We start from the raw sequence: 12137 nt of genomic DNA on the forward strand, positions 1-12137 counted from the left end.
GGAATCAGTAGAGCCAGCAGGCGGCTTGGACTTCTCCTACCCCCTTCAGGCCGGGCTCCTTCTCCCTGCAGACGTCCATGACATAGGGGCAACGAGGGTGGAACCTGCACCCCGTGGGCAGAACGACGAGGCTAGGGACTTCTCCTGTCGGAGGAACTACTTCGTGCGACTTGACTGTTGGGACTGATTTCAGCAAGGCCTGGGTGTATGGGTGCTTGGGGTCGCTGATCACCCGCTCAGTCGGGCCGGTCTCGACCACCTTTCCTGCGTACATCACCGCAATCCTGTCAGAGATGAAGCGCGCCACCGCGATGTTGTGAGTTATGAAGAGGTAAGTCAGCTCGAGTTCGTCATGAATCCTGGCGAGGAGGTTCAGGACCTGGGCCTGGACGGACGCGTCTAGCGCCGAAGTCGGCTCGTCCAAGACTACGAACGTCGGGTTTCCGATGATGGCCCTTGCGACGGCTATCCTCTGCCTTTGACCGCCAGAAAGGTCACGGATTCTCCTCTGAGCGAAAGTCTTCGCGTCCAGGCCCACGAGCTCAAGGGCGGTTGCGAACTGGGCTTGCTTGTCGCCCTTGCTGACCCCCGACTTGTGGAGGGGCTCTATCACGATGTCCTTGATGGGCATCCTCGGGTCTAGGCTGTCCGTGGGGTTCTGGAAGACCATCTGTACCCGGCTCCTGACCTTCCTCCATATCTTCTTGGAGACCTTCTCCTCCATGAAGTAAATGTCCCCGTTGGAGGTCGTTTCGAGGGTCGCGAGCATCCTCCCGAGAGTCGTCTTCCCGCTTCCGCTTTCCCCCACCAGCGCGAGAATCTCTCCCTGCTTTATCTCGATGTCCACGCCGTCCACGGCCTTCACCCAGACCTTGGGCGACCTGGCGATGACAGACTGGATGAACCCTCTCTTGGAAGCCTCGAACCATCTCGTGGCCGCCACCGTCTTGAACACAGATTTCTCTTCAGTCAAATAGATGGCACCTGAGCAACCTCTGGTCCACTCCTTTCGTTGCCGGGTCCGCGGTTCGGCATATCTCCATCACCTTGGGGCACCGCGGATTGAATCTGCATCCGGACGGAGGCGCCAGCATGTTCGGCGGCGAGCCTGGAATGGCCACCAGCTCTCCTTGCCTGTGGGACTTTGTCGGGATGCTGTTTACGAGCGCGATTGTATAGGGGTGCAGAGGGTTGGCCACCACCATGTCTACCGGACCGAGTTCCGAGAGCTCGCCCGCGTACATGACGAGGAACCTGTCCGCGATTGTGTACGCAACAGCCATGTCATGGGTTATGAAGAGGACCGACATGCCGTACTCTTTCTTCAGGTCCTTGATGAGCTTCATCACTTGCGCCTGGATGGTCACGTCAAGGGCGGAGGTGGGTTCGTCCGCTACCAGGAGCTTGGGTTTCATCACAAGCGCCATGGCGATTACCACCCTCTGGATCTGACCTCCAGAAAGCTGGTGCGGATAGCGCCGCAATATCACGTCCGGGTCGGGCATCCTGACCTCCGTGAGCTCCCTGACTACCTCCTTGTAAGCCGCTTCTCGGTCGAACTCCCTCCCTGCGACCTTCTCTCTCATCATCACCGCCTCGAGCATCTGGTTGTCGACCCGCTTGACAGGGTTGAGGCTGTTCAGCGGGTCTTGGAAAATCATGAAGACGTCGTTCCCACGGAACGCCCTCAACTCCATGCCCGTCAGACTGAAGACGTCCTTCCCGTTGAAGTTCACAGAGCCCTCATATTTCGCATTTGGGGGGAGGAGCCTCACTAGGGAGTGCCCGACAGTCGACTTCCCGCATCCGCTCTCCCCAACCACCGCCACGGTCTCTCCCTTCTCTATCGAGAGGTCCAGTCCCTTTACCGCCTCAAGGTAGCCGTAGACGGTGCGATAGGTTATGCGGAGTCCCTTGACCTCCAGGAGCAAGTTAGTACGATATCCTCCCGCCAACCAAGTCCTGAATCCTGTCTCCCAGGAGCGAGAAGAAAACGACGACCAACATTATGGCGATACTGGGGAAGAGCGCGTACCACCAGACGCGGGGGACGTACTGTAGCCCGCTCGCCGACATGGCACCCCATTCAGGCATCCCGACCGTCACCCCGATGCTGAGGAAAGCGAGGGTGGAATAGGTGAGAATCACGTTCCCGAAGTCGAGGGTGGCGATCGCCACTATCGGATCAATGGCGTTCGGGAAGATGTGTCGGAGTATTATCCTGATCGAGCTCAGCCCGCTGAGTCGTGACGCCTCGACATATCCTCTGGATTTTATGCTCAGCGCCTGGGCGCGGAAGAACCTGGCGTAGGACGGCCACCATATTATCACGAGGGTAACGAGCACGACTTGGTACCCGTTCCCCAGGATGAGAGAAAAGGCGATGGCCAGAAGTATGATCGGGAAAGCGAGGAAAGCGTCGGTGAGCCTCATCAGGATCTCGTCCGCCCATCCTCCGATGTATCCGGCCGAAATCCCAAGCAGCATCCCTATCAGGATGGCCGAGCCGACCACCACCAGGGCGGCCAGCGCGTCTCTGGGGGCGGCAAACAAGATCCTGGACATGATGCTCCTGCCTTCGGCGTCGTAACCGAATATCCCAACCGGGAAATTGACGAGCGAAGGAGGCGCGAGTTTCAGGGTGAAGTCGAAAGTGAAGGGGTTCGACGGCAATATCGCATATGTGAGAGCCTTGTCCCGGATGTAATTCCCTACGACTTCAAGAACCCCTTGGACGAGGGAGAAACCGAGGAATACGGTTATGCCGATGGCGCCGGCGAGAGCGACCTTGTCTCTCCTGACGTACCCGACGATGAAGGAGATGCCGCTCGACTCTCCCAATGGGACTTCTGCTTTGTTCAGTTCTTCAATTGACTGCGGACCGCTCTTGCCCTTGAACAGCCTAAACCTCCCTTTCTTCTGCTCCGAGGCGTCACTCATCTAAGTCAGCCTCACCCTCGGGTCCATCACGCCGTACAAAACGTCCGCTATGAAGTTTGCAATGATGACGGCGAAACCCACAATCACCGCGATGGCGATCAAGGCAGGGTAGTCGAGCTGGTAAGCCGCCTGGACCGCGAAGTAACCAATGCCATGATATGAGAATATGTCCTCCACGACAACGGCTCCTCCCACCGTAGTGGCAAAGGTCAGAGCAAGCAGCGTGATGATCGGGATGACAGCGTTCCTGAAAGCGGTGCCCCACACGACCTTGCTCTTCCCCAGTCCCTTCATGTATGCCAGTTTTACGTAGTCTTTGTCGAGGGCGTCCACCATTGTAGCCCTCGTCAGCCTTGTTATGCTCCCGAAGCTTATCAGGGCTATGGTGACTGCAGGGAGCATCAGGTGCCGGGCCCAGCTAAACAGGTATGTCCAGTTGTGTGCCAAGATGGAGTCTATCAACGGAATCCCGGTCACTGGAGCCGGGACGAGGAGCAAGGGGTTGGCGACTCCCCCGGTGGGAAGGAGGTTCAGATAGTACGCTAGTACGAGTTGGAGGAAGATCCCCACCATAAATGGAGGCGCTGCCCAGGTCGCCAGGTATACGCCCTTCACGCCATAGTCGGCCTTTGTGTTCCTGTTCGACGCCGCGATCGCTCCGGTGAATATTCCGATGAGCACGCCGCCAAGCGTTCCGAGGATGACCATGTTCAGCGTGATTGGAAAGTACTCCTCAATCACCAGTATCTCCGGGATGTTGTATATGGTGTCGGTGCCCAGGTTCCCCTGAAAGAAGCCGATCACGTAGTTGACGAACTGGACGTAGATTGGCTGGGTCAGTCCTAGCCTCTTGGCAAGCGCGAGGAGTTCCTTCGGCGGGAACTTCGGGCCGACGTATATTCTCGCTAGGTCCTCTGGGGTGGGAGCGACGAGATGTATGATGATGAATATCAGCGCCACCATAAGGAAGACGGTTATGACGGCGTTCACTGCTCTCCTTGCGACGAAGAACAGGAACCCTTGAGCCATTCGATTTCTTCGCTCGCGTGCAGTTTCCAATGCCCTTCTTATGTGTTGTTAGCACAATATCTAGGGGGTCGTGGTGGTTGTTCAGCTCTGACCTGCCCGGCGTTTTTGAAAAAGTCGAGGCTAAGGCTGGCCTGCCGCTCCTCTGGAGAATCTCCTCGGACGACCGAAGACCGGTCTGGAGAGCGGGGACCCCTCGACTCGAGTCAGACCCAAGGCGCGGCTCAGCCGGAGCGGGGAAGATGGGCTCAGCGGTTCAAACCAGTCCTGGTCTCCGATGTCCTCAGAAACTCTGGAGGCAGGGGCACGAAGACCGACATGGATCGCGGGAAGTCTTCCTCACGTATGACTTGGGTCGGACAGCAGGTTGCCCATGTACCGTTGTGGGGCCTTGTAATGTCCCTTCGGCCTTGACCTGAAACGACCTCCAAAAAGTCAGGCCACCGCAGTCTCTGGAGGTTGGTATCTGTGTGGAAACGGCAGCGCTAATCCATATCTATGGTAAATGCCCTGTCCCGCAATTGGGCGACTTTCGGCTCTGATAACAAACGTTATATTTTCCCACAAACGAACACTTACCGTGATTTGGCGCTAAGAGGAGGATTCTCTATCCGGGGCCCTTTCAGACTTAGACTGCTGTATCATCTCGTTGTGCGCCCAAGGACCCCGACCGAGCTTGCTAGCCTGGAAAACAAGCATCTGAGTGACGTAAGCAGGGGGCTGAGCCTCCTACGGAAGGATGGGCTGGTCCGATGCGAGTCGACCGGCGCCAGGGAACGGTACTACAAGCTCACTCAGGAAGGGTATATACTCCTCTATGCAAGTATGCGCCAGGGCAGATAATTCCGATGCCAGCGACAGTCGGCGCTTTCCACCCTCTGTGTTAACAATTCTTATATAATCTGGAAGGCGGTTATAGCGTGAGAATGAATATCACTTCACGTAAAGCGATAAGCGCTACAGTCACAGTCGCAATCATCGTAGTCATCCTCGTCATCGCTGGCGTCGCGGCCTTCGTCGTCTTCGTCCCGTCGGGACAGAAGACTACGAGCTCCACGGTGCCACCGACCACCACGACACCGACCACCACGACACCGACCACCACGACACCCACGACGACAACCTATGGTCCGCAAAACTCGAGCGTGCTGGTTGACGAGTCCACCGGGACCGCGCCAGACTCGATGGACCCAGGTTATGCGTTCTACTCGCAGGATGTCAACATCATCAACGCCCTCTACCAGGACCTGGTGATGTACAACGGGTCAAGCAACGTCATCGTGCCTGTTGTAGCCTCTAGCTATGCGATCTCCACCAACGGAATGACTGATGTCTTCCAGATCAGACCAGGTGTCACCTTCTCCGACGGTACGCCGGTCTCTGGGTATGACGCGTGGTTCTCAGTAGTACGCATGATCTACATGAACGCGCCTACAGGCATCAGCTTCTCGAACTGGGAACAGATCAGCTACAGCGCGAGCTCCTACTCCTTCGGCACCTTCGGCAACCAAATCCCGTTCGGTCTGAGGGAGGCAATTCACAGCGTAACCGGTCTGAACACAGCAGCCAACACGACAGCGGCAGAGAACCTGGCGGTCTCTGTGCTGAACCAGATGCTTTCAAACTTCAGCCCACAGACCAACTCGACACAGGCGTCCATCATACAGTACGCCAACCAGGCCTTCTCGGCCAACTCCACCTCCATCACAGCCAACTATCTGGTGCCCATGGCCGCGTTCGGTCCGCAACTCTTCGCAGGGTTTGACGGAGCTCAGGTCATAGAGCCGGCGAACGTCGACGCCCACGGTGGGGTCTCGAACAACACGGCGAACTCGTATCTGAACATCCACGGCGGCATCGGCAGTGGGCCATATGTAGTCAGGTCTTTGGGGCCAGGCGACAACCCTGTCGTACTGCAAGCTACGCCCAACTACTGGGGCGGAAGCTCTTCCCAGACCAATCTCCCAGCACTGGCCAAGCCAGCCCACATCAATACCATCATAGTCGCACCATATTCGAATGATGCCCAAGCCGAAGCGGACTTCGGGTCCAACAAGGCCCAGATTTCAGCCGAGGCCGCGCTGAACTACAACGCGATGTACGACTCCCTGCCTGCGAACGTCAGGGCGCACTACGCGTTCAACCAGGTGTTCAGAGGCATCGGGCTATTCGACTTCGAACTGTCCCTAGAAATGAACATGTGGTCTGCTCCGACCAACTACACGTCGTTCAGGCTAGGTATGGGCAATGCAATCAACTACACTGCCCTCAACGAGCCTGGCATCTTCAACGGGACATACTACGCAGGCTACTACCTCGGGCCCTTGACCCAGGCATACGCCTACTACAACCCTGGCAACCTGCCAGAACCCATCCAGAACCTTACGGCGGCGTTCCTCGACTTCAACCAGTTCGGGCTCCAGTCCCATCAGTGGATGGTGACGACCTCTCCGATCACCCTGTCCAACGGCACAACGATCGCGTCCGGGACGGAGTACGGTGACCAAAGCGGAACCCAGCTACAACCATTCAAACTCTACTACGCCATCCCGCTCACAGGCGCTCTCGAAGTCTCACTGACGGTGATTTCGAGTGACCTGCAAACCTTCGGCGTCTATGCGAACCCATTCGGGACCACGACGACCCAACTTGACATCCTCGACGGCAGCAAGTACACCTATCCTGTCATCCAGTACATCGGTTGGGGAGCGGACTACAACAATCCGTTCACACAGATGTTCTTCCCACTGATGACGCCATCTCCCTTCAACGGGTACTTCACCAACTCGACTGTGAACAACGAAGCGCTAGCATGCCAATTCCCATCCTCCGCGGCAGCCGCAACGACCTGCTCGGAGAATCTCTACAAGTATGCGGCCCAGAACCAGATATGGATCTGGTCGCCCATACCCCAGATACCCGCTGGGCAACCCGGTGCGGGCACTCCTACGAACTTCTTCTTCGTCCAGCCCTATGTGCAGGGATGGAATTTCAACCAGTTCGTGGGCGGCTTCTACAACCTAGTCTACTACTCTCCAGTCACAATCTAGACAGTCCTGGGCCGGAAGGCTCGGGATCCCTCTTCTGTTTTTGAAAACCGCAGCGGAGGCTGTGGACAACCTTTTGAGCATCCGGAAAGAAGGAACGCACGTGCGCGTCCGCATCAGCTTATCCGCGACTGGACCGCTTGAGCCGGGAGCATAGACTTGGCTAGGCGAAAGCCAAAGGACGGACCTCAGACAGAAGAGTCCCAGCCGGCGATAGCGAGGATCTGGCACGGGGTCACGCCCAAATCGAAGCGGGACGAGTTCATCCACTATGTGGGTGCCACCGGGATGAAGGAGATCAAGAGCTCAAAGGGGAACAGAGGGGCGTATCTCTTCACGCGCGACGTCGGAGACAACACCGAGTTCGTGGTCATCTCCCTGTGGGACTCGGAGGACGCCATCCAGGAGTTCACCGGGGCCGACATCAAGAAGGCGAAGTACTATAGGAGGGACAGCGAGTTCCTGGCCGAGCTGGAGCCGGGAGTCGCCCATTTCCACGTGGCGAGTAAGGTCTAGGCGCGTAGGATGGCTCAGGGATGGAACTGCCGTGCGAGGCGATGCCGGCCCTTCGAGAGAAGGACAGTCGCGGGAAGGGGCCTCATGTTGTATGTGCTTGCCATGGACGTGCCGTAGGCTCCTGTGTCGAGGACGGCCAGCAGGTCGCCCTGGGCGAGCCTTACCCCGAGCTTCCTTCCCGACCCGAACACGTCTGTCGTCTCGCACACCGGCCCCCCAATGTCGTAGGACGCTCCTGACTCTGTATAGTCGGCCACACGGGCAGGCACTATGTCGTGGTAAGCCCCGTAGAGGGCGGGTCTGATGAAGTCGTTCATCCCGGCGTCCACAAGAGCCCACGATGTCGTCCCCGCCTTCTTCACGTAGTTCACCTTGGTGAGCATGACCGTGGAGTCTGCTACTATCGACCTCCCGAGCTCGAACACCAGCCTGGCGTTCCTGTCACCTCCGAGCTGGGAGAAGGTCCCTGCAGTAGCCTCCGCGTAACCCTCGAACCCCAGGGCCCCGGCCCCTCCAGTGTAGTCGACTCCTAGGCCCCCGCCGAAGTTGAACTCTATGATTTCAGTCCCGACTTTCCGGAGCTCGTCTGCCAAGCGGACGAGTTCTTCAGCCTCCTTCCTGAATACCTCGGCGTCAGCTACCTGAGATCCAACGTGCGAATGCAGGCCGACGACCCTGACATGCTTCAGTCTCGGCGCTATTTCCGTGCAGAATTTCACTACCTCCTCTCTGGGGACGCCGAACTTGTGGTTGCTGCTGCCAGTCGCCAGCCCTGGGTGGGTGGCAGCCGCGATGTCAAAGTTGACCCTGAACCCCACCTTGCAGCGGCCGACTCCCAGCGTTTCGCAGAGTGCGTCTATGTCCAACATTTCCTGGGTCGACTCGGCGTTGATCATGCCGACCTTCCCCTTGATGGCGGCCGTGAGCTCCCCCTTCGACTTGCTCGGTCCGTCGAACACCACGTTCTCATGGCTCACTCCGACGGCGCCGGCTAGCTCGATCCCCGCGACGGAGACGATAGTAGCGCCTGCTCCGAGCCGGGCGAGCGACTCCACAACCTCCGCAGTGGAGTTCGACTTGTACGCGAAGGCGACGAGGCATCGCCCGTGCCTGGAAGCGAGCGCCTTGGCTGCGCTGTTGTATCTCTCTTCGACCCTGTCCAGGTCGGTCACGTAGAGGGGGGTGCCATACTCCTCGGCCAGTTCTCCTGCGGGGACCCCTCCGACGCTGAGGGTCCCCTTCCCCATCCTGAGGTGAGGCCTGCGGTCTTCCAAACTCTGTCCCGCCTCCGCCGGACGGCTTCGAACCTTAAGGGTTAAAATGACTCCCAGCCTCTCGCGAGACGTGAAAGGCGTCGTCGTCGGGGTCGCGGACCTGAGGCGAAAGCCCAGGTTCCGTTCCGAGAGGACCTCTCAGCTGGTCTACGGGGAAGAGCTGAAGATACTCGGCACCGAGGAAGGGTACTGTCGGGTCGTTGGCCCGGACAAGCTCGAGGGGTACATGCAAAAGACCCTGTTGGGGGATCTCGAGGGAGACCGCGCGTACAAGGTCGCGTCCAGGCAGAGGGCAGACTGCCTCCTCCTCCCCTTCGGCTCATACCTGAGCGAGGCGGAAGCGAAACGATACAAGCTCCCGGCCAGGGCGCTGGTCCCCATAGAGGAGAGGTTCGAACCCGCAAGCCTGAGCGAGCGGTTCCTGGGGGTCCCATATCTGTGGGGCGGGACGTCTGACTTCGGCTACGACTGCTCGGGGTTCACCCAGAGGCTCTTCCGCTATTCAGGGAAGGAGCTTCCGAGGAACTCGAACTGGCAGAGGGACGCCGGGACGAAGGTGAAGGACTTCGACCACGCGAAGAGGGGAGACCTGGTCTTCTTCAGCGGCCACGTGGCGATGCACCTGGGGAACCGGGTGATAATACACGCGAACCTGAGCCACGGAGGGGTGTCGACCACCGACCTTGCCGACGGGGGAGACTACTCGCGCCGCCTGATGGCGGTGTTCCAGGGGATCAGGCGCTTCGAAGGGGACGACTTCGGCTGATCTGCCGTAGCACCGAGGGGTCCAGGGCGGAGACCCCAGTCTTGACCAGCCCCCTGGTCACCCTGACCCAGTTCCTGTCTTCGGCGCACACTTCTTTGAGCATCCTGACGCCCCTGGCCCTGTCCCTCCCCGAAGACACGAGGCCGATGGCCACCCAGTACTTCAGCTCGAGCACCTCTGGCACGAGTTTCATCCCCTTGCTGTAAGCGGCGAGCGCGTCGTCCATCTTCCCTGAGCTCAGCCTGTCGTCCCCCTGGTCCACCCAACCGTACCCCTCATGGTAGCGGAGGAGCCTCCTCATCTCCTTCAGGGGGTCTGGGTGGTCCTCTACCCTCAGGTCGACGAGCCTCCCCTCCCACCGGTTCGGAGACGCCTTCGGGCCTACCACGACCATCGCCGCCGACTGCCTCCCGCGAAGGTCGCCGCCGGCACCCTCCCCTGCCTCGAGGGCCCTCATCAGCCGCTCCTTCAGGGGGAGGGCTGGGCTGCTCTCGAAGGCGCGGCGCATCTCCGTCCAGACCCTCCTGCTCTTCATTATGTTCCCCTGGCAGCTGACCCCTCCCCCGACGGCGGACCCAGCCTCCGGTATGCACTTCTTCCCGGTATGCGAGGCGACCAGCCCTTTCGAGTCCACCATCGCGACCTGCCTGTGCTCAGGCTTCGTGTCAGCGGCAAGCAGGGCCCGCAGGGCCCCTGGCGCGCTCATCCCTGCCGCCATGAGCTCCAACCCCAGCGGCCCGTACCTCACGTCAAGCATCGCCTGGGTGGCGACCGCCCCGACCCCCGCCCGTGCCCAGGAGACCGCCGAGCCGACAGAGAAGTAGTGAGACTGGACTGCGACTCCCATCTCGCCGGTCCTCGCGTCCCTGGCGACGATAGAATAGGTCAGCGCTCTTCACCGCGGCTTTCGGGGAACTGATTATAAAACGTCGGCGCAGGCCGCCCTGCCCATGGTCAAGGTCGTACTCTGCGGCATGGGCGCAATCGGAACTGAGATTCTGAAGCATCTGACGGAAAGAGGGCACGAAGTGGTCGCCGTAGTCGACCCTGACCCGGCCAAGGCGGAGAAGACGGTCGCGGAACTGACGGGGCTCCCCCTTGGGGTGAGGGTGCATCCGTCGATACAGCAGGCCCCTCTTGCCGGTGCAGAGGTGGCTGTGTATTCAGCGCGGTCCAGGGTGGGTGACGTCGCCGCAGATATCGGGGCGCTCCTGGCCGCGGGGCTCGACGTGGTCACGACCTCAGAGGAGATGGCGTACCCCAGCCACGCAGGGGCTGACGAAGCGGCAAAGCTCGGCGCGCTCGCCAAGGAGAAAGGGGTTAGCCTGGTGGGCGTGGGGGTCAACCCAGGGTTTGTCATGGACTGGGTCCCGGCCGTGGTGGCTTCGGCTTCGAAGAGCCCTACGAGGATACACATAGTGAGGAGCGTCGACGTCTCTCGACGGCGCCCACAGCTCCAGAGGAAGGTGGGGGTCGGACTCAGCCGCTCGGAGTTCGACAAGAAGCTCGCAGAGGGGAGGCTTGGCCACATAGGGCTCGCGGAGTCGGCCCATCTGGTTGCGCTCTCGCTCGGGGAGAAGCTGGAGGACATCGATGAGGGGGTCTTCCCGGTCCTCGGCTCGGAAGATTACGTAATGGGGGTGAGGCAGTTCGCGGAAGGGAGGGGAGGGAAGTGCCAGATCCGCCTCGACCTCGAGATGACGACCACCTCCGCGGACTTCGACGTGATAGAGGTCACGGGGGACCCGTCGATCAAGGTCAGGTTCGAGAAGGGGGTCTTCGGGGACTCGGCGACGGTCGCAATGGTGGTGCACGGCGTCGAGAGGATAGGGAAGGCACCTGCTGGGCTGATCACCGTCCTCGACCTGCCGTTGTCGGGCCGCTGAGCTGCTTCAGCGGCATAGCGTCAGTAAAGCGCCCTCTCCTTCTAATGCCTTCAGGACATCTGGACCTTCCCGTAACTCTGTTAAGTCATCGAGGGCACGGCCACGGCTGCGCGTCGCCTCTTAAACCCACCATGAGGCCCTGAACGAACGGCCCCGTTCTAGCAGATTACGCTGAGCCCCACGGACTCGTCGAACCTTCGGACGGCCCTGTTGCTCGTGGGAGTGATGACGAACTCAAGCAGGGGGGAGACGGTCGCCGACACGACATGGCCGCCTAGCACCGACATGTCCCTCCTACCAAAGGTCCCGTGCAAGTGCAAGAACGGCGCGCCGTCCTTTACCGTGATGTCCCCCAGGAGGCTGGTGACCTCGAGCTCCTCTCGGAAGTCGTGCTCTTCGTACTTTCTGGTCTCCTGGTTGAAGTATGCCAGCTTCACCTCCTTGACTCCCCCGATGCCGCTGACGAGCGCCGTCTTGATTCCCTCGCGCGCCGCGACCGATGCTATGTCTTCGGGGATTCTGGAACCCGCCCTGACGCTGTAAATCTTAGCCAACGGGACCCCGTCTCCGGGCGTCGATAAAAGGGGAGACACTTTCGCACGACACTCCCTGGAGCCGGAATCGGCTGGGGCAACCCTTTCATACCTAGGTCCATGCTAATCCCTTTCACGGGAGCAATCGC

Annotated in this window: 11 protein-coding genes; 4 read left to right on the forward strand and 7 right to left on the reverse strand. The window is 59.7% G+C overall.

Going from position 1 to position 12137, the window contains the following annotated elements; translation table 11 throughout:
• Nucleotides 1–4: 4 nt before the first annotated feature.
• From JRN21_03330 to JRN21_03345, 4 genes are all read right to left on the reverse strand, one after another.
• Nucleotides 5–955: an ABC transporter ATP-binding protein gene (locus JRN21_03330; GenBank protein ID MDG6988339.1), complete on the reverse strand. Its 951-nt coding sequence runs from the start codon at nucleotides 953–955 to the stop codon at nucleotides 5–7.
• A gap of 10 nt (nucleotides 956–965) precedes the next feature.
• Nucleotides 966–1931, reverse strand: a complete 966-nt coding sequence (locus tag JRN21_03335; protein MDG6988340.1) for an ABC transporter ATP-binding protein — start codon at nucleotides 1929–1931, stop codon at nucleotides 966–968.
• Nucleotide 1932: 1 nt separating this feature from the next.
• Complete coding sequence (locus JRN21_03340; GenBank protein ID MDG6988341.1) at nucleotides 1933–2841, reverse strand: ABC transporter permease; 909 nt, start codon at nucleotides 2839–2841, stop codon at nucleotides 1933–1935.
• A 99-nt stretch (nucleotides 2842–2940) separates the two neighbouring features.
• A complete protein-coding gene (locus JRN21_03345; GenBank protein ID MDG6988342.1) occupies nucleotides 2941–3969 on the reverse strand; it encodes an ABC transporter permease in 1029 nt (342 codons plus the stop codon).
• Between the two features lie 923 nt (nucleotides 3970–4892).
• Here JRN21_03345 and JRN21_03350 point away from each other — a divergent pair.
• The gene (locus JRN21_03350) at nucleotides 4893–7016 is read left to right on the forward strand and encodes a hypothetical protein (GenBank protein MDG6988343.1); all 2124 of its coding nucleotides are present in this window, start codon (nucleotides 4893–4895) and stop codon (nucleotides 7014–7016) included.
• Nucleotides 7017–7172: 156 nt separating this feature from the next.
• Entirely contained in the window at nucleotides 7173–7529 is a 357-nt protein-coding gene (locus JRN21_03355; GenBank protein MDG6988344.1) for an antibiotic biosynthesis monooxygenase, read from the forward strand.
• 14 nt (nucleotides 7530–7543) lie between these two features.
• On the opposite strand, the gene lysA is transcribed toward JRN21_03355, so the two are convergent.
• Nucleotides 7544–8803, reverse strand: a complete 1260-nt coding sequence (lysA, locus tag JRN21_03360) for a diaminopimelate decarboxylase (GenBank protein MDG6988345.1) — start codon at nucleotides 8801–8803, stop codon at nucleotides 7544–7546.
• A gap of 70 nt (nucleotides 8804–8873) precedes the next feature.
• On the opposite strand from lysA, the gene JRN21_03365 reads away from it, so the two are divergent.
• Complete coding sequence (locus JRN21_03365; protein MDG6988346.1) at nucleotides 8874–9569, forward strand: C40 family peptidase; 696 nt, start codon at nucleotides 8874–8876, stop codon at nucleotides 9567–9569.
• On the opposite strand, the gene JRN21_03370 is transcribed toward JRN21_03365, so the two are convergent.
• Nucleotides 9538–10416, reverse strand: coding sequence for a DUF1028 domain-containing protein (locus tag JRN21_03370; protein MDG6988347.1), 879 nt, complete (start codon nucleotides 10414–10416; stop codon nucleotides 9538–9540). The two genes, JRN21_03365 and JRN21_03370, sit on opposite strands and share 32 nt — an antisense overlap.
• Nucleotides 10417–10519: 103 nt before the next feature.
• Between JRN21_03370 and JRN21_03375 the strand changes: the two genes are divergently transcribed.
• A complete protein-coding gene (locus JRN21_03375) occupies nucleotides 10520–11455 on the forward strand; it encodes an NAD-binding protein (GenBank protein MDG6988348.1) in 936 nt (311 codons plus the stop codon).
• 158 nt (nucleotides 11456–11613) lie between these two features.
• On the opposite strand, the gene JRN21_03380 is transcribed toward JRN21_03375, so the two are convergent.
• The gene (locus JRN21_03380; protein ID MDG6988349.1) at nucleotides 11614–12009 is read right to left on the reverse strand and encodes a DUF296 domain-containing protein; all 396 of its coding nucleotides are present in this window, start codon (nucleotides 12007–12009) and stop codon (nucleotides 11614–11616) included.
• Nucleotides 12010–12137: the final 128 nt, after the last annotated feature.

It is taken from the genome of Nitrososphaerota archaeon (assembly GCA_029785825.1).
Lineage (GTDB): Archaea > Thermoproteota > Nitrososphaeria > Nitrososphaerales > Gagatemarchaeaceae > UBA183.